The sequence below is a fragment of the Pseudahrensia aquimaris genome (genome assembly GCF_042676045.1).
Classification (GTDB): Bacteria; Pseudomonadota; Alphaproteobacteria; order Rhizobiales; family Rhizobiaceae; genus Pseudahrensia; species Pseudahrensia aquimaris.
Genome location: NZ_JBHTJV010000003.1, coordinates 666,036 through 688,695, shown reverse-complemented (window position 1 = coordinate 688,695; position 22,660 = coordinate 666,036). Strand labels below are relative to the sequence as shown.

General features: G+C 54.9%; 14 protein-coding genes and 2 pseudogenes. 5 read left to right on the top strand and 11 right to left on the bottom strand.

Annotated features, from left to right (window positions below; translation table 11 throughout):
* Positions 1–8: 8 nt before the first annotated feature.
* The 7 genes and pseudogenes from phoU to gap form a co-directional block, all read right to left on the bottom strand.
* Entirely contained in the window at positions 9–725 is a 717-nt protein-coding gene (phoU, locus tag ACFQ14_RS06730) for a phosphate signaling complex protein PhoU (RefSeq protein ID WP_377211930.1), read from the bottom strand.
* Positions 726–742: 17 nt separating this feature from the next.
* On the bottom strand, positions 743–1,528 hold the full coding sequence (pstB, locus tag ACFQ14_RS06725) for a phosphate ABC transporter ATP-binding protein PstB (RefSeq protein ID WP_377212088.1): 786 nt from the start codon (positions 1,526–1,528) through the stop codon (positions 743–745).
* 41 nt (positions 1,529–1,569) lie between these two features.
* A pseudogene (gene pstA, locus ACFQ14_RS06720) lies at positions 1,570–2,412 on the bottom strand (phosphate ABC transporter permease PstA); the annotation flags it as partial.
* Positions 2,413–2,952: 540 nt separating this feature from the next.
* A pseudogene (locus ACFQ14_RS06715) lies at positions 2,953–3,417 on the bottom strand (DUF3333 domain-containing protein); the annotation flags it as partial.
* Positions 3,410–4,801 (bottom strand): phosphate ABC transporter permease subunit PstC, encoded by a 1,392-nt coding sequence (gene pstC, locus ACFQ14_RS06710; RefSeq protein WP_377212087.1) that lies wholly within the window; start codon positions 4,799–4,801, stop codon positions 3,410–3,412. The gene pstC and the pseudogene ACFQ14_RS06715, both read right to left, overlap by 8 nt.
* Before the next feature lie 163 nt (positions 4,802–4,964).
* Complete coding sequence (locus ACFQ14_RS06705) at positions 4,965–5,999, bottom strand: substrate-binding domain-containing protein (protein WP_377211929.1); 1,035 nt, start codon at positions 5,997–5,999, stop codon at positions 4,965–4,967.
* Positions 6,000–6,213: 214 nt separating this feature from the next.
* Entirely contained in the window at positions 6,214–7,233 is a 1,020-nt protein-coding gene (gene gap / locus ACFQ14_RS06700) for a type I glyceraldehyde-3-phosphate dehydrogenase (protein WP_377211928.1), read from the bottom strand.
* A 241-nt stretch (positions 7,234–7,474) separates the two neighbouring features.
* Between gap and ACFQ14_RS06695 the strand changes: the two genes are divergently transcribed.
* Positions 7,475–9,697, top strand: a complete 2,223-nt coding sequence (locus ACFQ14_RS06695; protein ID WP_377211927.1) for a sugar phosphate nucleotidyltransferase — start codon at positions 7,475–7,477, stop codon at positions 9,695–9,697.
* On the opposite strand, the gene gloB is transcribed toward ACFQ14_RS06695, so the two are convergent.
* From gloB to ACFQ14_RS06680, 3 genes are all read right to left on the bottom strand, one after another.
* On the bottom strand, positions 9,688–10,458 hold the full coding sequence (gene gloB / locus ACFQ14_RS06690) for a hydroxyacylglutathione hydrolase (RefSeq protein WP_377211926.1): 771 nt from the start codon (positions 10,456–10,458) through the stop codon (positions 9,688–9,690). The two genes, ACFQ14_RS06695 and gloB, sit on opposite strands and share 10 nt — an antisense overlap.
* Positions 10,459–10,462: 4 nt before the next feature.
* Positions 10,463–10,903 (bottom strand): lactoylglutathione lyase, encoded by a 441-nt coding sequence (gloA, locus tag ACFQ14_RS06685; RefSeq protein WP_377211925.1) that lies wholly within the window; start codon positions 10,901–10,903, stop codon positions 10,463–10,465.
* A gap of 312 nt (positions 10,904–11,215) precedes the next feature.
* The gene (locus ACFQ14_RS06680) at positions 11,216–11,911 is read right to left on the bottom strand and encodes a Crp/Fnr family transcriptional regulator (RefSeq protein ID WP_377211924.1); all 696 of its coding nucleotides are present in this window, start codon (positions 11,909–11,911) and stop codon (positions 11,216–11,218) included.
* Positions 11,912–12,106: 195 nt separating this feature from the next.
* Between ACFQ14_RS06680 and ACFQ14_RS06675 the strand changes: the two genes are divergently transcribed.
* The 3 genes from ACFQ14_RS06675 to ACFQ14_RS06665 all read left to right on the top strand — a co-directional run bounded on the left by ACFQ14_RS06675 (position 12,107) and on the right by ACFQ14_RS06665 (position 17,606).
* Positions 12,107–13,081 (top strand): S8 family serine peptidase, encoded by a 975-nt coding sequence (locus ACFQ14_RS06675; protein ID WP_377211923.1) that lies wholly within the window; start codon positions 12,107–12,109, stop codon positions 13,079–13,081.
* 98 nt (positions 13,082–13,179) lie between these two features.
* Entirely contained in the window at positions 13,180–13,935 is a 756-nt protein-coding gene (locus ACFQ14_RS06670) for a hypothetical protein (protein ID WP_377211922.1), read from the top strand.
* A 2-nt stretch (positions 13,936–13,937) separates the two neighbouring features.
* Complete coding sequence (locus ACFQ14_RS06665; protein WP_377211921.1) at positions 13,938–17,606, top strand: cytochrome P450; 3,669 nt, start codon at positions 13,938–13,940, stop codon at positions 17,604–17,606.
* A gap of 3 nt (positions 17,607–17,609) precedes the next feature.
* Here the strand turns inward: ACFQ14_RS06665 and ACFQ14_RS06660 are convergent, their stop codons facing one another.
* Positions 17,610–20,570: an ATP-binding protein gene (locus ACFQ14_RS06660; RefSeq protein ID WP_377211920.1), complete on the bottom strand. Its 2,961-nt coding sequence runs from the start codon at positions 20,568–20,570 to the stop codon at positions 17,610–17,612.
* Positions 20,571–20,759: 189 nt separating this feature from the next.
* Here ACFQ14_RS06660 and ACFQ14_RS06655 point away from each other — a divergent pair, with 189 nt between their 5' ends.
* Positions 20,760–22,655 carry an acyl-CoA synthetase gene (locus tag ACFQ14_RS06655; protein WP_377211919.1) on the top strand — a complete coding sequence of 632 codons (1,896 nt, stop codon included), beginning with the start codon at positions 20,760–20,762 and terminating at the stop codon, positions 22,653–22,655.
* Positions 22,656–22,660: the final 5 nt, after the last annotated feature.

The window sequence follows — 22,660 nt, the reverse complement described above, 5'->3', positions numbered from 1 at the left end:
GGGGCGCTCTATTTTGGTGTGACGAACGCGGTGCTTGTAAGATCCGCTTTTGGTCGCTCGTCGTCAGGCAATTCGCCAGAGATAAAGAAGTGAACTTGTTCAGCAATCGAGGTGGTGTGATCGCCCATGCGTTCGACGTTTTTCGAGATGAAAAGCAAGTGCATGCAAGGTGTAATGTTACTGGCATTTTCCATCATGTAGGTGAGCAGCGCACGGAAGAGTTGATTGTTCATCTGGTCCACATCGTCGTCACGGGCACGGACTTCGTCGGCCAGATCAATGTTGCGCGCAATATAGGCGTCCAGAACATCTTTCACCATTTGCCGCACTAGATTGCACATGCGTGCGATGGTTTTGGCTGACGAGCCTATAGGATCTGTTTGGGCCAGCACATGTGTGCGTTTGGCGATGTTCTTGGTGTAGTCGCCTATCCGCTCGAGGTCTGCGGCGACCTTGATGGCGGCCAAAACCGCTCGCAAATCTTGCGCTTTGGGCTGACGCAATGCGATCAAGCGCACGGCAAGTTCGCCAATCTCCTGTTCAATGCGATCAACCTCTTTGTCGGAGGCTTTCAGAGCATCAGCCAATTCAAGATCGCGGGTGGTCATGACCTCGACCGCGTCTTCGATCTGTTTTTCGACAAGGCCACCCATCATCACAACTAGATCTTCAATCTGGCGAAGATCTTTGTCGAAAGCGGTGGAGATATGGGCTTCGTTGTGCATGGCGGTCAGTCCCTCGATTAGCCGATCCGTCCGGTGATGTAACTCTCCGTGCGGGAATCGGTGGGATTTGTAAAAATGTCTTCGGTTGCGCCGTGTTCTACCAGATATCCAAGGTGGAAAAACGCAGTCTCCTGGCTCACACGTGCAGCCTGCTGCATGGAGTGGGTCACGATTACGATCGTGTATTGCTGGCGTAACTCATCAATCAATTCTTCCACAATGGCTGTGGCGATGGGGTCAAGCGCCGAACATGGCTCATCCATCAATATGACTTCTGGCGACACGGCGATAGCACGCGCAATGCAGAGGCGCTGCTGTTGGCCACCGGAAAGGCCGTTGCCCGGCTCGTCGAGGCGATCTTTGACCTCTTCCCAAAGGCCCGCGCGCTTGAGGCTTGTCTCAACAATCTCCGTTAGCGCTTGCTTGGAGTCTGCAAGGCCGTGAATGCGTGGGCCATAGGCGACGTTTTCAAAGATCGACTTGGGAAACGGATTGGGTTTTTGAAACACCATGCCAACATCGGCGCGAAGCTGCACGACGTCGATATCCGGCGCGTAGATATCTTCGTCCTCCAGCAAAATCTGGCCTTCGACACGGCAAATGTCGATCGTGTCATTCATGCGGTTGAGACACCGCAGGAATGTCGACTTACCACAGCCTGAAGGGCCGATCAGCGCTGTGACGCTCTTTTCGCGTATGTCGAGATCGACGTCGAAAAGGGCTTGCTTAGCGCCATAATACACCGAGACGTCACGAACGGTCATCTTGTTGTGCGGCATATCTGTTGTGGCTTTTTCGGTCATGTTTGTTTGGGTGTCCATAAGGTCAATTCTTTCGCAAGCGACTACCAGCGACGCTCAAATCTTTTGCGCAGCAGCACGGCAAATGCGTTCATGAGAACGAGGAAGCCTAGCAGCACCATGATGGCAGCCGCTGTCTTTTGGCGGAAGGCGACTTCGGGGAAGTCTGCCCACATATAGATCTGCACAGGCAGCACGGTTGCGGGGTCGGTAAAGTCGCCGGGAATATCAACGATAAAGGCTACCATGCCAATCATCAGAAGCGGTGCCGTTTCGCCAAGGGCTTGCGCCATACCGATGATCGTTCCGGTCAACATGCCGGGCATTGCAAGCGGTAGAACGTGGTGAAACACCGTTTGCACCTTTGATGCACCGATGCCGAGCGCTGCTTCACGGATGGAGGGTGGCACGGCACGCAACGCGGCGCGGGATGCGATGATAATGGTCGGTAGTGTCATCAGCGCGAGCACGGTGCCGCCGGTGAGTGCGGCCGAGCGCGGAAAGCCGCCGCCCAAAGTGAACCAGCCAAGGTTGACCCCGTTGATGAAAATTCCCAGCCCCAACAAGCCAAAAACGATAGAGGGAACTGCTGCTAGGTTGTTGATGTTCACTTCGATGAAGTCGGTCAGTTTATTCTTGGGTGCGAACTCTTCCAGGTAAATCGCCGCTGCAACTCCCAGAGGAAAGGAGAGCGCAAGCGTTACCAACATTGTCAGGAACGAGCCAACAACAGCGCCCCAAATGCCAGCCATCTCAGCTTCACGGCTTGCACCACGGGTAAAAAATATTGTGTTCCAACCTTCGGAAACGCGCCCGGCGCTGGCGAGGCTTTCAAGCCATGCAATCTCCTTGTCAGAGATTTTACGCTCAGATTCTGGGATTTCCAGCACGCCCAATGACCAACCACCATCTGCACTCAGCGCAGTTGGTGGCACCAGCACAATACCTTTGGCTGTGGTGGACGAGGCTTCAGTAATCTTGATAATTCCGCCGTTCACTTCAACCAAGAGAGATGGATCATCGTCTGTGAGGTTTTCGCTACCTTCGCGCGATGCTGCCCGCGCTTCCAGCCGTGTTGCCCGTTGCTCTACTGTTTTACGTTCTGCTTCGATCGTTTGAAGGCGGGCAGGGATGTCTTCTACTTGCGCTGCGGCGCGCGCTTTTGCTCCTTCGCTGGCGTCGGAGTTGGCAACAACAGCCTGAGCGGCGGTGAGATCGCCCTTTAATTTATCAACCGTGCGCTGTAGCGCTGCTGAACGGTTACGCAAGCGTTTGGCGCTCTCACCAATCAGTACACGTGCATTGGCCACAAACTGTGAAAAAACGGGCTCGGCTGTGCGCAATTCAATTTCGTCTTCCACACCAGTCAACGTGATCGAACCGCTGCCAGCGCGGCGGTCGAACGTTGCGCTTAGGCCTTTGAAATATAGATCCGCAGTGTCGGAAAGCGGCACCGGCACATCAGTTTTTTGGCCTAATAGACTGGCGTTTGCGAGCACATGATCGCGAACTATGATCTCAGCCCCACTAGAAATCAGACCGCGCATCAGGCGGCGATCCTTCCGGCCGGATACGAATGGTAATTGTTCAGATAGGCTGTCGTTCAGCAGCTTGCGGTAATCGGCGTTCCGTGGATTAGCAGGGTCAATATTCTGCGCTGTCATCTCTATTGGGAGCGCGACAGTGTTAAAGCGAAACGCGGGCAGGCCATTGCCAACGACAGTGGATAGCAGCAGCAAAAGAAAGCCAGCGGCGGTTAGCACGCAGCCGAGACCAAGGTATTTGAAACGTGTTTCAGCCTTGAACCGACGACGCACATTAGCTTGGCGTTCTGCGGAATGCCGCGACGGACGAGCGCTGGTGGCCACGTCTTTTTCCGTTACATCAGTCATATTGCTCACGGTATTTCTGGACCACGCGCAGCGCGATTATGTTGAGGGTCAAGGTGATGATGAACAGCACAAGGCCAAGCGCAAAAGCGGCAAGTGTCTTAGCGCTGTCGAATTCCTGATCGCCCACCAAAAGCGTCACGATTTGCACGGTCACCGTGGTAACGGCTTCGAGCGGATTGATGGTCAGGTTGGCGGCCAAACCCGCGGCCATCACCACGATCATCGTCTCGCCAACGGCGCGTGAAACCGCCAGCAGCATGGCCGAGACAATTCCAGGCAGAGCGGCGGGGAGGACGACTTTGCGAATGGTTTCAGACTTTGTCGCTCCCAACCCTGCCGAGCCATCGCGCAAGCTCTGCGGTACGGCGTTGATCACATCATCGGAAAGCGACGACACGAACGGTATGATCATGATGCCCATGACCAGACCAGCAGCGAGGGCAGATTCTGAAGACACGGTCAGTCCAATGCCTTCACCCCAGCCTCGAATGGCAGGGGCAACGGTAAGAGCCGCAAAGAAGCCGTAAACGACTGTTGGCACACCCGCCAAAATTTCCAGCGCGGGCTTGGCTACAGCGCGAAATGTGGGGCTTGCATAGTCCGATAAATAAATTGCAGACATCAACCCAATAGGAGCGGCAACGCACATTGCGATGAACGTGATAAGCAATGTGCCGGCAAAAAGTGGAACTGCCCCGAAGATGATCGAATTGTCGGCATCTGCACCAGCACCGCCCGCACTCTGGAACGCGCTTTGCGGCGACCAGTGGATGCCGAACAAGAAGTCGAACAACGAGACCATGTTAAAGAAGCGAATGCTCTCAAAGATCAACGAGAAGATGATGCCGACGGTCGTTAAAATGGCGACTCCCGAGCATACGATCAGCAGCCCACGAATGAACCTTTCAACAAATGTCCGCGCACGAAAGGGAGCAGTGATTTTCGAGTAGCCCCAGAGGAAACCACCAGCCGCGAGCCCCAGTCCAACAATCCAAAGCCAGAGCATAGAGCTTGCTTGGCGCAAAGAGATGAGTTCGGCCGCAGCTTCTTTTGTTTCGTCGCGCAACGATACGATGCCACCATTTGCGATGGCATAGGCGTCGCGCAAAAAGGCTTCGATCTGAGGCACGGTCATATCGGATATTTGCGCAGCAAAGACGGACAGTACGGAAGAATCGATTATCCGACCCGATACCCCATTCCAAAACGGTATCAGCACGAGCGCTGGAACAGCTGTCATGATGGCCAGAAAGAGGCCGTGATAGTTTGGCCGCGAGTGCAGTCTGGTGTTTTCTGCGCCAGCTGCAACGACGGAAGCACGCTTCTGGCCTATTAGCCAAGCAAAGGCGGCCAGCACGACCAATGTCAAAGCGAGAAAAATCATAAAATATGCCTGCAACGGTTTGCCCACCATGTGCGGCACGCAAAAATATTCGGTCTCAGCCAATGCTTTGGCTTTTTCCCAAACCGAGGCCATGCGTCGGTTTGGGAAAAAGCCGGTCCGACAACGTGCGCTGTCAGACCGGAATTTTATGAAACCGCTGTCCTTACATGGACATCGGCTTCAATTCTTTAGCGTTTGCAGCAACTGCGGCGCGGTCAGCGTCTGGCAGCGGTATCAAACCTTTGTCTGCCAAATAGCCATCTTCGCCCCAAGTGCCTTCATCGGTGAACTCGGCAACAAATTCTGCAATGCCCGGAATGACGCCGACATGCTCTTTCTTGACGTAGAAATAGAGCGAGCGGGAAATCGGATAATCGCCGTCGGCAATTTTCTCAAATTCCGGTTCAGCGCCGTTCACGGTTGCGCCTTTAAGTTTGTCGGAGTTTTGATCGAGGAACGAAAAGCCAAAAATGCCCACAGCGTTTGGGTTGGCTTCTAACTTCTGCACAATCAGATTGTCGTTTTCACCTGCTTCGACAAATGCACCGTCTTCACGGATTGCATGGGCGATCTTTTTGAAAGCGTTTGAATCGTCTTTTTTCAAATTGGCCAGCATAGCTACTTTTTCAGCGCCAGCTTCCATTGCCAGTTCGACGAAAGCGTCGCGTGTTCCCGAGGTTGGCGGGGGGCCGAGCACTTCGATTTTCACGTTCGGGAGCGATGGGTCAACGTCTGCCCAGTTCATATTCGGATTAGCGACCAATTTGCCGTCAACCGGAATTTGCTTCGCCAAAGCGCGGAAGATCATTTCGGGAGTGAGGTTGAGCGAAATCCCTGATTTGGCCGAACCAAGTACGATGCCGTCAAAACCAACCTTTACCTCAACTGGTGTCACACCGTTTTCAAGGCAAGAGTTGAACTCACCTTCTTTAATGCGCCGAGAAGAGTTTGTAATATCGGGAGTGTTCACACCAACGCCCGTGCAAAACAGCTTCATGCCGCCGCCGGAACCGGTAGACTCAACAACTGGTGTTTTGAAGTTGCTGGATTGGCCGAATTTTTCGGCAACTGCCGTGGAGAAAGGGAACACAGTGGACGAACCGACGATTTGAATTTGGTCGCGAGCCATTGCGCCAGTTGCGAATGCGGACATTGCCAGTGCGCTGGCGGCGAGAAGAGTTGTTACTTTGCCAGTCATGAAGAGAGCCTTCCTTGTTTGACTGTTTCGAATCTCAGGGCCGCGTTTCCACGACCACGTAAATTCCTTAGCCCTTCCGTTTCTACGCTTTTGTGACACCTACATGACACTTATGTGACAGTGGAAAAGTTCTGGCCGTTGCCCACAGGCTAGATGCAAAAAGGCGCTATCGCATGGTGCGACAGCGCCTTCTGTAAAGTTCAGATATGTGTCTTTAGATGAGCTTGCCCATAGCGACAGCGGTGTCGGCCATGCGGTTTGAGAAGCCCCATTCGTTGTCATACCAAGCCAGAACGCGCACTAGATTACCGCCTGTCACCCGCGTTTGGGCTGCTGCAAAGACTGACGAGTGAGGGTTGTGGTTGAAGTCGATCGAAACCAGCGGCTCCTCACTATAGCCCAGCACGCCTTTCAGCGGACCGGCCTTGGCAGCCTTTTTCAGCGCGGCATTCACTTCTTCTTCACTGCACTTTCGGCCAGCAACGAAATGCAGATCGACGCAAGAAACATTGGGGGTCGGCACGCGGATGGCAGAGCCGTTCAGTTTGCCCTTTAGCTCTGGCAACACCAAGCCAACCGCAGCGGCGGCGCCTGTTGTCGTTGGGATCATCGACAACGCGGCAGCGCGGGCGCGGTACAAGTCTTTGTGGTGGCGGTCCAGCGTTGGTTGATCGCCAGTATAGGCATGGATCGTGGTCATGTTGCCTTTGGTGATCTTGAACGTGTCGTTCAGCACTTTCGCGACGGGGGCGAGGCAATTGGTGGTGCAAGAAGCATTGGATACGATGATGTCTTTCTTGCGCAATTCGCGGTGGTTGACCCCATAAACGACTGTGCGATCTGCCCCTTTGCCGGGAGCGGAAATCAGCACGCGGCTGGAGCCATTTTCCAAAAGCAGGCTTGCTTTATCACGGGCGGTGAAAATACCTGTACACTCCAGCGCGATATCGACATCCTGCCAAGGCAGTGCCTTGGGATCGCGCTCTGCTGTGACCATTATGGGACCGGAAGACCAGTCGCCCGACGTCACCGTCATAGTATTGCGCTTGATTTTGATCTCACCAGGAAAAGGCTTGTGCACGCTGTCATAGCGCAGCAGGTGAGCGTTGGTTTCCACCGGGCCCAAATCGTTGATCGCAACAACCTCGATATCCGTGCGACCGGATTCGGCGATGGCGCGCAAGACGTTGCGGCCAATGCGACCAAAACCGTTAATGGCAACTTTCACAGTCATAATGGGGGCTCCGGGGTTGGTAGGGCAATTAAACTTAAATCGATTTAGAATTCGTAGGCGGTCAAGTCAACTTTAACGCGCTAAGTCAACTTCCAGGAGATTGACCATTGCGAGCGCTGAACCTTAAGCCGCGTGTATCTTGCATATTGTTGAGCTTGCTGTTGAATTGGTGACTTGGGGAATATGGATCAGTTTGTATCAAATCGATCAAACGGCCTAGCTTGGCATTCGGGGGGATCAAGTGACGCACGTGCCGAAGACCACGGTTCCTAAGAAGGATTTCAGCCAGAATGTCTGGGTCAGTGTGTTATGCGGCGGTTCGGGTGAACGGCTTTGGCCCATTTCGACACCGGAAAAGCCTAAACCGTTCCAGCGCCTTTTTGATGAACGCCCCTTGTTAGAACAAACGCTGCAGCGGCTGTCCAAATACAATCCCGCGCAGACTTTGATCGTTGGCCACCAAAACCATGTTCCTGAACTAGCGTTGTGTGCGGGAAAGTTTGGCATTGCGCCTCAAAACGTTCTGGCAGAACCGGCGTCGCGCAACACGGCGGCAAGTATTGCGTTGGCAGCGTGCATAGCAGCCCAGCGAGATTCGGATGCCGTGATGATCGTATCTCCCAGCGATCATTGCATCCGTCGTATCCGCGCCCATCACGATGATCTGGAAGTTGCGTTAAGCGCGGCTCAAGACGAAGCGTTGGTGCTTCTCGGCGCACAGCCACACAAGGCGGATGAGAACTTCGGTTACATTCTTCGCAATGCTGCTGGCGGCTCTGTTCAAAGCGTCGACGTCTTCCACGAAAAGCCCGCGCCGGAATTGGCGCAAGCACTTATCGATGATGGTGCGCTTTGGAATACCGGCATCTTCGTCTTCAAAGCGGCAACGATGGTTGCGACATTTCGCAGGAACCAACCGGAAATCATGCGGGCTGTAGAGCGCAGCATCGACACCGCACATTACGACGGGCGGGCGTTGTATTTAGGCAAGGCTTTTGCAGCCGCTTTATCGCTGCCATTCGACACAGCAATTGTAGAAGGCCATGAAACGTGCTGCGCTTTGGAAATAACCAGTGACTGGGATGATCTCGGCAGTTGGTCTGCTTTGCTGAAAAACAGGTTGGCAGAAACCGGTCAAGCGATCTTCGGGCCGGTTGAAGAAATCGAAACGACGGACAGCTTGTTGTATTCGCAAGGCTCCAAAATTTACGCAAAGGGCGTGGAAGGACTGGCAATCATAGCAACCGATGAGTGCGTCTACGTTTCTCCAATTGAACAAGCGGACGGTGCGCGCAGCTTTTTGGAAGCAAGCAAAAATGGTTTGGTGGTCCAAGATGAAAGTCAGGCGCGGGTGGATCGCGCAAGGGATTGGTTGACCGGGTCGGCATTTCCACTTTGGGTTTCAGCAGGTGTGGACGAGCGTTTTGGTGGCTTTTCCAATGCGCTTGGCCTGACAGGACAATCCCTCTCCCTTACCAAGACACTCAGCACACAGGCGCGTCAGGTGATCGCCTTCAGCGTGGGTGCGTTGAACAATTGGCACGAAGATGCCGGGCGCATAGCGGGACACGGCATTGCTTGCCTTGATGCGTGGCAGACCAAAGACGGCGCATGGCCCAGCGAGCGCACCGAGAATTTGGATGTTCTCGGCGCAACCACGAGGCTTTACGATCTCGCTCAGGTTTTGCGCGCTTGCACGGCCTACAGAGGCTTGGACGCAGCCGTCGCTGACGATTTGGCGAAGCGAATAATTCGCATGATCGGTGCGATGTCTAACGACATCGGTTTTAATTCGACCGCTGAAGCCAGCAGCGGAGTCGCCAGTGCGGATGCGCATATGCATCTCATTGACGCGGCAAGCGGCTGGCACAAAGCAACCAATGATCCGCTCGCTCGCGGTCTGGCTGAGGGCGGCTGGGCAGCGTTCTTCCATTATTTTTACGACGAGCGAAACTGGCGTGTGAGCGAGTTGCCTGATCACAAAGACCGCGCCGGCCCTTGGTCCCCGGGGCATCATTTCGAATGGCTGCGCTTGTGGGCGGCCGAAGATGAGCGCCTGCCCGCAGTCGAGGACTTCTCAATCGCTCAACAGCTTTGGGCCAGTGCTACCGCTTTCGGTCAGACCGAAACGCGCGGTCTTTCAGCGCTGATGGTCGATGGCAGAGGTCCGGGTAGTAACGAAACCCGCGCTTGGGTGCAAAGCGAGCATCTGCGTGCAGCAATCGCACTGGGACGTCCACACACGGAAATTTTCGCGATATTCGATTCGCTCTTTCATTGGCATTTATCGCCCTCGGTTGCAGGGCTTTGGCACGACCGTCTGGAAACCAAGGGCGGCACCTTGCGCGGGAGCAGTGTGTCGGCCAGCATTTTTCATCACATTGTCTTGGCTTTGGAAGACTACATCAATTGGGCGCAAAAAGACCGCAAGACCGAAACCCTTACTGTGTCCGTTCAGGCTTGATCTTTGCGCTTGCGGATTTCGGTGAAGACCTCTTCATCGCTTGCATCTCTCATGCCCAGATGCGCCCGGATGGAAGCATCAGACGCGCGCAAAAACGGGTTGGTCGCGAACTCTTCATCCAGTGTTGAAGGAACGGTCGGTTTGCCGTCTGCACGCAACTTCGAGATCTGCTCCACGCGCTTTTGGAGTTGCGCGTTATCGGGGTCCACAGTGAGCGCAAACGCGGCGTTAGAAGCCGTATATTCGTGTGCGGAATAGACAACTGTATCAGCGGGCATGTCGAGGAATTTCGAGAGGCTTTTCCACATCATCGCAGGCGTTCCTTCGAATATCCGTCCGCAACCGAGAGAGAACAGGGTGTCGCCAGTGAAAACCACTTTTTCGCCGGGCAAGTAAAAATTGATCATATCCGTTGTATGACCTGGTGTGGAAATGACCTGCACTTCGTAGCCAGCAAAGTCGAAATGGTCGCCGCCGTTTACCTGCCGGTCCAGTCCTGCAATTGGCGAAGCACTACCGCTTGGCCCGATCACTTGGCACCCCGTTGCAGCCTTAACAGCTTCCAGCCCATCGGTGTGGTCCCAATGATGATGAGTTATCCAGAGATGCGTGAGCTTCCAACCCTTTTTGTCCAGCGCATCAAGCAACGCTTGCGCTTCTCCAGCATCAACGGCAGCGGTAGCGCCGCTTTTGCGATCGTGGATTAGAACGCCGTAATTATCTGCCAAATATGGAAAGAGGTAATAGTCGAGCGAGGACATTGGCTTACCACTCGCCCGTGTTTTCCATGGAGGCCCAAGGTTCCTGCTTCGGCAGGGCATCACCTTCCTGCAATATCTCGATAGAAATTCCGTCGGGTGACCGCACAAATGCCATATGCCCGTCACGCGGTGGACGGTTGATCGTCACGCCGTGGTCCATCAGCCGCTGGCAGGTCTCGTAAATATTGTCGACTTTGTAGGCCAGATGCCCAAAGTTGCGTCCGCCGGTATACTCTTCCGGATCCCAATTATAGGTAAGCTCCAGCTCGGGAGAGCGGTGTTCTTTCGCATGGGCTTTGTCTTTCGGTGCGGCGAGAAAAACCAGCGTGAACCGGCCAGCCTCAACGTCAATGCGACGGGTCTCTTCCAAACCAAGAATGTTGCAGTAAAAATTCAAAGAAGCGTCGAGGTCTTTCACCCGAACCATCGTGTGCAAAAAGCGCATTTTTCTATCCGTAAAGCTGGGAAGCATCAGGGTCGAGTGTAATCGGATAGTGTGCGGAGTCAAAACGCGGTGCAACTGAAGGGGAAAGGCATTGCGGCCAGCCCGTTTGCCTCTGCCGGGAGGAACTTCGGCAAGGGTTGACCGCAATGTTTGGCCATGAAGACCTGGATCTTACCGCCCCCCAGCGATGGCTGATCCAAACCGCTCCAACACATTTACCGTCAACTGGTGTTGGTGCTTGTTTCGAGTTAACAATTAAATGGCAAATCGTGTCTGTGGTGAATGTCACACTGAGCGACTTTGAACCACGATTTAGCGGAAATCGTAGTGGGTCAGACCGCGCAGTTTTTCCGCGTCCAATATCTTGATGGTCTTGCGCCCTGACTCGATAATGCCTCGCCGCGCAAGCGAAGCCATCTCCTTGCTCACAGCTTCTCGATGGGTGCTCAGCCGTGTCGCGATTTCGTAGTGTGATGGTGCGGGAACAATCTCTCCGGTTGTTCGTGCATGTTCACTCGCGTCCATCATACGCAGCAATTCCGCGCATATCCGCTGGCTAACCGCCATAGTGGAGAATTCAAACATCCGATTTGTGAGTTGCCGGTTTTTCTGCACCAGCAACTCCGCCAAGTTCAGTCCGATTTGCGGAAAATCAACAATCAATTTGCGAAATGCGTCCGCAGACATGCGGGCGAGATAGCTTTCTTCGATAGCTTGAATTGTTGCCGAACGAGGGGCTCGGTCAATGGCAGAAAACTCGCCAAAAACGTTGCCCTGCGGGATTTCGGCGTAAGTCACTTCCTTGCCTTCTTCCGAATACCCCTTAGCTGCAACGCGCCCTTCGATAACGAAGTAAACATCTGTGGAGTCTTGTTTTTGGCCAATCACGTCAGCGTTTTTGTCAATACGCATCCACTCGCATTGATCGCCAATCATATTGGTTTCCTGCGCGCTCAATCCCTTGAACAAGCCAATCAGATACAACAAATTTTTTGCCTGAACAGTCATGCTGCAGACACCGCTCCCGCCAAAAATGCTCAGGTAGAAATGCCCCGCATTTCACCTTCTGATTTTCTAGCTTATCGCACTTTTCGGATTCTGCGAAGGGTGCGTTGATTTTGATGAGTGTGGAGAATGCTACAAGCGAAAACAACGACATGTGCAAAAAATCACAGCTCGAACTTAACTTGGTGACGCAAAGAAATGCTGTTTTTCGAAAATGCTACACCCGCTGACGATACCTTCCAGAACCCTCAAACCGCGCCAAGACTTAGCGAGAGCAACAAAGTGTTAGCCTTCTCGAAAGCTCCAGTTTCCGGAGAAACAGACGGTGGCATTATCAACGACAAGTGGTGGGCGCTGCGCAAAATCGGTGCGCTTTCGGCGTGGCAATTTTCAGTCTCAAAAGGAGCAGGGCAGACGATAGCGCTCGTGGGCGCTTCTTGTGCAGAACATCCCGAACTTGAAGGCACATCACTGCTTGAAGCCAGCAAGGACAACATCAGACAAGCGCGGGTAGGCACGTGCTTGGCCAGCATCGCAGTCAGCCGCCAAGCGGGCGAAATCGTCGGTTCTGCACCATCTGCTAGTATTTTCAGCACGGCTAAGAGCGGTCGCAGTTTTGCAGATGAAATCGAGCAAGCGATATTTCGCGGGGCGGGCGCAATTTTGGTTGCCGAAGGTGCCGGACTGAAAGCTGCAGACTTGCACGCCATTGAGAACGCAAAGCGGCGTGGCGCAGTGGTAATCGTCGGTGCTGGCGAGGATGACGGATCCGAGGAAATGCCTGCCACATTCGTGGTCGTGGCTGGATCGAACTATCAGGATAAACTCTGGACCGGCTCGCGCACTGGCCCCGACATTGCATTTGCTGCACCGGCCCAAAGTGTATGGGGCGCAGCGGTGGGCAGTGACGCTCAAGTCTGTCGCGTTGATGGCACGGCGGGCGCGGCAGCATTGGTAGCTGGCGTTTGCGCCTTGTGGCGAGCACATCACGGCGACGATGTCCTGAGCGATTTTGTCAAAAACCGATCAATCTCCATTCATGATCTCTTCCAAAGCGCAGTCGGAAAAACGGCGCGCTGCCCGAACCACTGGGACGAGGAAAATTGTGGAGCCGGTATCATAGACGCCAACGCTTTGCTGCGCCTGCCGCTGGACATAATTTTACAATCCTGATCCAGCCAACGCCTAAATGCGAGGCGCCGAGCGGGACTTGTGCGTGGGCCGCAACGGGGGAAGACTGCTAACAAGTTATCTTGAAGGGGATTTGGACAGTGAGTGGAACCGTTCTCGACTATATGAAATCCGCACGGATAGGCGAGGCGACGGAAATTGCGGTTATGGCACCCATCAGGCCAGGCCGCGTTCCCGGCGAGCGGCGCACTTTCGAGGAACGGCTCCGGTTTGCGATGGGTTCGGTGCAAGAACGCACCGCCAAGGGCATCCCCACGGAGTTGACGCGCATTTCCACCATTCATTTTGGCCGCATGATGATCATTCGACCAGAAATGTATCTCACCAAGTCTGGAGTCGATTTCACCGACCCGACCTTCATGCCCTTGCCGCTTGATGAAGCCGAAGCCGAGGCGATGCAGAAGACGTTCGCCGCCCAACCGCAATTCCGCTCTTGGCTGCTGACGCTCGTTGTTTTCGATGGCGATCTGAAGGTCTATTTTCGGGACATCGCTGAATTCCTCGGCGATTATTTCAACCGCATTTTTGAAAACACTGAGGATTTTCCTGGGGTTCAGGAGTTCGAGGACTTTTGGTCGTGGATACGCCGCTATCAAATTTCGGCCGACCTGTTCCATTCGGCCTATCCGGACCTCACCGCGCCGCACATCAAATACTTACAAGACTTCAAGCGCCAGTTTGACCTGTTCGTTGAAACAGTCCGTTCGCCGACGGGTCGCAAGGTGGAAGATATGAACGATTTGTTCGACCAATTCTTGCAAGACAACCATCACCGGTCAGCAAACTTCCCGGCACCTGGTGGGGTATATCTGCCTTTGCGCAAGAAGGGAGAGTGACAGTGCCAAACGCAACCAATACCGCCCCAATCGACACGCAAGCACACCTGCTGCGCCCGTCGAAATTCGCTGATGGTCGAACCCGTGATTGGTCGCTCTTCGTGTTCTTCCGCATCCTCAGTGAGCGCGAAATGAAGCGCTCTGCGCAATTGGTGGAAAATCTGATTGCAGCCAAAGACGCTGGAATTGCTGACCATCACGCCAGAGCCTTGCTCAGCGAAATGCGAAAACCGCGGCGCATGAACGAAAGCAAGGCGGAAGCCTATTTGATCGAGCAGATGGCACAGATGGGCCAGATCATTCCGTCCAACGATGCGCCCGCGAAAGCCTTTCTTGCATGGCTTGGGTTGGTGGCAAAGGCTGATCTTGCCACGCTGCTGAATACCATCTCGGATGTGTTGAAACCGCTTGGCGCAAGGAGATCCAAAGCACTGCCCGGAAAGATGGCATCAGATGTGACTGCCCGCCTGTCGGATGCGAAGCGTCTTCTGGGTGAGCATGCGGGTAACGGCGAAGCGCTGCAAAAGACCCTAAAAACCCTTGCAGCCTTTGCAAAAGGTGCAGCGTCGCCAGAGGGTGTCGATGCACTTCACGCGCTGTTCGGCAAAGATCCGCTCAAAGCGGGATTGACGGCGCTTGATGGCGGTTTGCCGACTGTGATCGCCTACGAAATGCTGCGCCAGATGAAGGTTGCCAATGCTTCTGACACAATCAGTAAGTCGGCGGGTGTGGCTCATGCAGAAGCCGACACGGATACGCGCCTAGCAGCCATCAAAGAAGGCAAGAGCGCCGAAGTTGACTCAGTTCCATCCAACTACGCCTTCACTGCCGCGGGCCTTGAAGCGCTGAAACTGGACCAGAACACTCTGCGCAGTTTTCCCGATGTCTTTTTGGAGGGCATGGCAGCGCGCGCCGATCGTTTGGGCGACACTGGCGCAAATGCGCCAAATCACTGGCAAGGCGAACTCGGCCAGAAGTCGGTTCATGGTTATTTCACTGGAGGTTTCCAGATCGGCGGGGAAGGTATGCCTTCGCAGGAAATTCAGTGGAAACGCCTGCGCGAAGACATTGCCGATTTCAACGCAGCCGCCAGCGGCAATGGCGAGGCATTGCGCACGATGATCAACGGTCTGTTCCGGTTGATTGGCCTGGAAATTGTTCATTTGGAAGTCGGCCAAGACCCCTATACCGTCGCTGATGATGGCTCCGTGGTTCGCGAAAAATTCCGCATGGAACACTTTGGCTTTCGCGATGGCATCAGCCAACCTTTTGTCGATATGAAACTCGGCGCACCGCCGGCAGGTGGAGGCACTCCGGGACGCAACAAGTCTTGGAAACCCGTTGCTGCGGGAGAGATTGTCCTCGACCAACCCAATGAAGATGGACGGCTCGCCAAACAGCCGGCCCATCCGGATCTTCGGCGCGGTGGAACCTTCCTCGTTTTTCGCAAGCTGGAACAGGACGTAATTGGCTTGCGTAATTTTCTTAAAAGCCAAAAGCCTGATCAGCCAGATGCGCAAAAGAAACTTGTTTCCCAAATGATGGGCCGTTGGCCAAACGGCTGTTCGCTGGTGCACGAGCCGGATAACGAAGGGGACGCGAGCGACCCGCGCTTGCTCAATAATTTCACGTTTCGAGATGACGATCCCGAAGGCAGGCGGTGTCCGTTGGGTTCTCACGTGCGCCGCAGCAACCCCCGTGATTTGGGTGGAAATGACGATGTACGGCGCCACAGAATTTTGCGCCGGGGCATAAGCTATGGTGGGCCATTCGTGCCGCAGGGAGCCAATGCGGTCGAGGAAAAGCGCGGTATGCTCTTCATCTGCGCCAATGCTCGGATTGATCTGCAATTTGAAGTGGTTCAGTCGAAATGGATCAATGGTGGTGAGTTTTCCGGTCAAGCAGGTCTCGCAAAATGTCCGATCACGGGCAACAACGGCAGTGATGTTCAAGACGCCTTTCTGGAGCCTGGGGCCGCTGCTCCGATATCCCGCGTGCCTCGGTTTGTAACCACAAAAGGCGGCGATTATTTCTTCGCGCCCGGCGTAGCGACACTGGCTCAAATCGCCTCGGGCGAGAAATTTGCTCTCAAGCCTGAAGAATTGCCCTATGACGGTGCAGGTTTTGGCGCTGCAAAAACGAAAACACTTTTTGACCCCGAACGCCTCCAAGATTGGGCGCGAGCGATGATTGCCGGCAAGACCCCAATCGTGCGCGTGCCCATGCCCGCCGCGCCCATAAACTTGGCAGACGAAGAACCCGGGAACGACAATTTCATTCTTGAAGACGCGCTTATGCCGAAGTCCGTGGTCTTCCTGGCAAAACATGCCGACGCCAAGGCCGTCATCAGCGGGGTCGACAAGGCTCGTGATCCGCTCTTTTCGGTGACTCAATATCAAGAGGCTGGCCGCCGCTTGCTGCGGGGGCATGATCTCCTGATAGGCACTCAAAAGGGCGACGACACAGAAGCCGACCGCGAGCGACTGACCGATATGCTCAACACAGCGTGGGGTCTTCTCACGACCAAGGGAAACGCCCATGCGCGGATTGAAGCCATCACCAAGCGTGAATTGGAGAATGCGTTGGCGAGCGCCGCTTCGACTGGAGAAATAGACCTTGTGGACGATCTGGCTGTGCGCACAAGCTACGCTATTGTTTCGGAAGTCTTCGGCACGCCCGGTCCCGATCATCTAACAGAACTCGCTATGTCCTTGCCGTTTGCACGTCAGCATATCGGGCAGGTCTACCCTGATTGGTTGGAAACGCTGGACCGCACAATGCCGGCCAATCGCGGCATGCGCACGATGCAAATCTGGTCAATTCTGCTGCTGCTGGATATCGTTGGCAATGTGCCGCAAGTGAAGGCGTTAAAAGCGCTTGGTAATCAGGCGGCAGCGGAAATGTTCGGCCATTTCGATGTTTTGCTGGCGAAAGCCTCGCAGAATATGCCGCTGGATTTCGGAAATGACCCTGGTGACAGACCACTCACACTGCTCGATTGCCTGCTGCTCATTGCTCCGCAGATAATGGCAAAATACAAGCGCACCCGTGCTGACTATCTCAATGATGTGCGGGGGCTGCTGCTGGAACTTGTCGGTTCGCCCGTCGCAACAATTCCTGTCAATTTCGCGGCGATGATGCAGGAATCTGTGAAGCTCAATCTCGATCTACCGCATCTCATCTCAATGTTGCAAAGCAAGCCGCTGTTCAAGGGAGACGCAAGCGTCTCCGGCATAAACCGTTTCATCTATGAGATCCTGCGCATCAATCCAACGGTTCGCCTTATCATGCGCCAAGCGATGCAGGACACTGTGCTGCCGAGCGGCGGTAAGGTGAAAAAGGACGAATGGGTGGCAGCCATTATGGCAGCCGCGAATTTGGATATCGCCGCTTTTCCCAACAGTCAGGAATTTTCGCTCCATCCGTTCGATCAAGGTGCCAAAAGGGATTATGAAAACTACATGCTCTTCGGCGCACCCGGCGGCGGGCGCGAATGTTGGGGCCGCGACCGGCTCGCACTTCTGGTGATGAGTGAGTGCCTAAAGGCGGCAGCACGACTCAAAGGCATGCGCGCGATTGCAGGGCCGGAGGGTGAAGTGCAGACGTTTCTGCGGATGGCGCGGGGCTACAAGGTTCGTTTCAATGAGGTGCTTCCGCAGCGCCACCATTAGGCATTACAGAGCAGCGGGCCGTTCAACAGGCTCCTTTGTTGCCAAGGTTGCAGCGATGTCGCCAATGGCCTCTGGCTGCCATGCCACAAGCCCGTATTCACGGCACAGCCGGTTTTGCCGAGCTAGGTCTTTCAGGCCGTTGGGATCTTTCGGATTGACGTTCAGCCGTAGCCGCGCGCGCAGGCCGAAGCCCTGCGAAATGAGGCACTGGTTGTTGATAGCCAAGGCAGAATCAAGCGCTTTTGCACATGTCGCCAAAGCCCTGTCCGTTTCGCCAACTGCCCCAAACGCTTCCGCCCCGCCAGCATGAAGATAAAATCGCTCCAACTCGCTACATCGTTCATTCAACCGCTTGTCTGACATTTCCTCATAAATCGTCTTGCCTTCCGCCCCGCGCCCCAACCGCGACAACGCCATCGCGAGCAGGCCCGACACGTGAATAGTTGCAGGTTGAAAGCCGTGCTCAAGGCCCGTGCGGAAGGCTAAACGTAATTCGGCTTCAGCTTCCGCATTGCGCCCCAGCATCAACAGATTGCGACCAAGGCCGAGGCGAGTTAGCAGCTTTGAATAGGGGTCGTTGGCCTCGTCCGCCACTTCCACGGCAGTGACGGAATGAGGCAAGCCCTCGTCATAGCGCCCGACTTCCATAAGATACCAGCTGAGATAGCCGCTCGAAAGCGCATACGGAATGCCTGCGCTGCCAAGCCGTTTGAGCCGCAAGTCTCCGCCCAAAAGTTCGATTAGCTCGGTTTGAACTTTGATAGCTTCATCCAAACGAGCCAATCCGTAAAACATGCTGCTCAGCACGAACTTGGCGGAGAATATCAACGGCGGAGACTGCATCGCTTCGGCCAAATGCGTTGCTTCCTGCGCAATCGGCAAACCTTCTTCATAGCGACCTTCAAACCACGCAATGATCGCCAACTGACATTGCACGCCGCAAATTTTCGCAGGCTGATTGTGCCTTTTGGCAATCTCATCAGCTTCGGGCAGATACTGGTTGAGTTGGGTTAGCTCACCCAGTTGCAGCGACGGCGTATAGCACAGCAGCACAAAGTCTACGAACCGCATTTCAGCTTTTGCGCCCAGGCGCTTGATGCAGGGCAGCGCTCGATCAAAGAGCAGCCGCAGCGAACCGGTTGACCATGTGCGCGATGCTATCTTTGCGGCTTGCCACAGGTGTTCCAGCGCTAAGGCATCGTCTCCCGCTGCTTCGGCGTGGTGCGCAAGGCGCTCGTGCTGGCCGTCAAGCGCAGGATGCAATGAACGGATGGCTTCGATCGCGCGCTGATGCAAACCGATCCGCCGTCCGCGGCCCACGGTGTTAGCACATGCATCGGCCAGCAGGCCGTGACGAAACTGGATGCGGCTGCCAAGCGGTGGATGGATGAGGTCAAAGCGCTGCAATTCGACGAGGTCGCGCTGCAACTCGCCCGCCGAAATACCCAGCGTCTCACGGGCCAATTCAAGCTCCACACTTTCACCAAGAACGCTAAGCGCCTGTGCAAGCGCCTTGCTGCTGTCGGACAATTGGTGCAGCCGCGCATGGATAACGCTTTCGACACCGGGGGGGATGTCTTGGAGAGCCTGATCGCCCAGCTCTGCGATTGACGATAGGATTTGTTCCAGCACAAACGGAAACCCGCCAGAGCGTTGCGCGGCAAGCAGCAACACTTCTTCGCTCAATCCTTCAGCCGCTGGAAACGCGCGTGCAACTTCCAGTGTCGCCTCTATATCAAGCGGACCGAGGTGAATAATGTCGTCGGTTATGGCCCGAGCAATTTCCAATCCTTCGCGCCGTCCTGCCATCAACAATAGTGCTGGATAGTCCGTCTCTTCCGCTTCCAATCCCTCAAAACACCGCGCTGATTCAGGGTCGATGTTGTGAAGATCGTCAATCACGATCATCACTGGCCCTTGAACGGCGCTCTTTAGAAAAATGCGGGTCAGCAATGAGCGCAATTGTGCCGGGCTTGGCATCTTTTTGGCATCTGAGGTGCTCCAGAATTCAGAGAACACTTTAGCGTCTTGCATGGTGAGGTTCACGCCATGCAGTGCCAAGGCTTGTTCGAGTGCGCTAATGGGGGATCGAGAGTCGATCTCCAAGGCCTGCGCGATAAGGCTGCGGATGGCAGAAAAGGGCGTTGAACGGTTTTGGCTTTCGCCACCGTGCAACAAAATTTCGATGGACTGCGGCTGGCTACGGGCTTCACGAATGATGTTTGTGACCAAGTGGCTTTTGCCAAGACCAGCGTCCCCGATGATTGCTGCGCTTTTGTTTGGTTCGCCCTTTCGCGGCAGTTTGGCAACCAATGCCGCCAACTGCTTCTCGCGCCCGACCATCGGCCGCTGGTAACGCTCTGCCAGATCGGTAGCATTCATGCGGTGGGGGCGGGCGACCAAATGATGGGGCCGTGCGCCCAGCTTTTCGAGTGAGGGAAATCCGTCAACGTCGAGCAATTGCATCTGTGAGCGGCAAAGTTGAGCAGTCTGGCTGCTAATCAAGATTTCACCCTTGGGAGCACGCTTCTCCAGAGCAGCAGCCAAATGTACGGTGCCGCCGACAAGATCGAGAATGGCGCCACCCTCAAGATGTAATTGCCGCAGACCGACAAGGCCTGAATGGATACCGATGCGAAACCGAATAGGCTTGCCATTGGGGGCAAAAAGAGGTTCTGAAGCCTCAGATGGGTGTTGGATCTCCCAAGCTGCGCTACAGGCTCTGTCGGCGTGGTCTTCTTGCGAACCAGGCCAGCCGAAAACGGCCACGCCACCATCGCCTGCAAAGCTGACCAGCAATCCCCCGGCGCGTTCGATTGTGCGCCGGATATGGGTGTAGACGTCGTCCAGCAACGCTTGTGCATCATCTGGGTCTATTGAGGCGATGTGCTCCGTCGATCCAACCGTATCAACTACGAGGATCGTGACAACGCTTCGCTCAGGCCGTGCAGCCAGGTCGGCCATGCCTAATGCCCCTTCTTGTTCCCACGCCCCCGGGACGTGATTAAACGATACGTCATAGTGCTCGTCCACCCCTAGCTGTCGTCGTTCTGCGTTGTGCTTATTGGTTCCGCCTGCCCGATGTTGTGAGGTTTCGCACTATGCTCTACCTAAACCAAAATGAATTGGTGTGGGCCGAAAGGGAGGAATTTGATGTCTGTGGTGCAACAACGTGAAGACAACCGCCGCATGGAAGCGGAAATGCCGGCCTCTCAAAGATGGAGCGCTAAAACCATCTACCAGCGCCTGCAACAGACCGTAGCAGCGCATGGCAGCCGCAACGCATGTAGCTTTCAACTGAAGTCCGGCCCAACCGACAAAGCGCAAACGCTGACATGGGCGCAATTGGCCGACCAAACAACTCGCGCCGCTAATCTCTTCCGCTCTCTCGGCATCGGCGAGACCGATACCATCGCTTACATGCTGCCAACGATGAACGAGACGATCATCACGCTGATGGGCGGGATGACGGCAGGCATTGTCAGCCCGCTGAATCCGCTGCTTGACGACGACCATCTGGCTGGCATCTTGCGCGAATCTAACGCTTCCGTGCTCGTCACGCTCAAGAGTTTTCCCAAGACCGATCTGGCGCAGAAAGCTGCCGCTGCCGTCGCGATGGCTCCCAACGTCAAAACGATTATTGAAATTGATCTACGCAATCACCTGTCGCCACCGCTGTCGTGGATCATCCCGTTCATCCGCCCGAAAGTAGATGCATCCCACAATGCGAAAGTGATCGGGTGGGACGAAGCGCTGGCAGCTCAAAGTGGTGAGACGCTTTCGTTCAAGGAGAGCGAAGAGGATCGCTTCTGCGCCTATTTCCACACCGGTGGAACAACAGGCATGCCAAAACTGGCACAGCATAAGTTCTCTGGTATTTTGTATAATGGCTGGTGCGGGGATGAATTGCTGTATTCGGCAGAGGACGTGGTTCTATGCCCACTGCCCATGTTCCATGTTTTTGCCGCCTATCCCATTTGGCTGGGTTGTCTGACATCAGGCGCCCATATCGTTTTGCCGACGCCGCAGGGCTATCGCGGCGATGACGTTTTCGACAATTTCTGGAAGCTGGTGGAGCGTTGGAAAGCAACCTTCCTTGTCACCGTCCCAACAGCCGCCGCTGCCTTGTTACAGCGTCCGGTGAACGCCGATGTTTCCTCGTTGAAACTGGCATTCAGCGGTTCTGCAGCGTTTCCGCAGGAAACCTTCAAAGCGTTCCAGAAGGCGACCGGCGTTCAAATTCTCGAAGGCTATGGCATGACTGAGGCAACCTGCCTCGTGTCGGTCAATCCTGTTGTGGGTGAGAAGAAAATCGGTTCCGTCGGCGTGCCACTGCCTTACACCGATGTGAAGATTTACCATTGCGACGCCAGCGGCGCGGTGACCCACGAATGCGGTACGGACGAAGTGGGCGAGATCTGCGTGTCCAATCCCGGTGTGATGGTTGGAGAGACATACACCGACGAATCCAAAAACAAAAACCTCTATGCCAACGGCAAATATCTACGCACCGGCGATTTGGGTCGCATCGACGCTGATGGCTACATCTGGATTACCGGTCGCGCCAAAGACCTCATCATTCGTGGCGGTCACAACATTGACCCAGCCATGATTGAAGAAGCGCTGTCCGGCCACCCTGCGGTCGCTTTCGTTGGCGCTATCGGCCAGCCTGACGCAAAGGCTGGCGAACTGCCTTGCGCTTATGTGGAACTGAACGCGGGCGCGACCGCAACACCGGAAGAACTGATCGCCTATTGCGATGAGCATGTTGCCGAACAAGCGGCAACGCCAAAATACATCGAAATCCTCGATGAGCTGCCCAAGACCGCCGTGGGCAAAGTGTTCAAGCCAGACCTGCGCCGTCTGGCCATCACCCGCACATACAACGCAGCTTTGGAAGAAGCGGGTGTAGCAGCGAAGGTGACGAGCGTGATTGAAGACAAGAAGCGTGGCCTCGTCGCCAAAGTGGCTAAGTCCGACGCGTCAACTTCTGATGATGCCATCAACAATGTGCTTGGCGCTTTTACCCGTCCGTGGGAAGCTGCCTAGCGGAA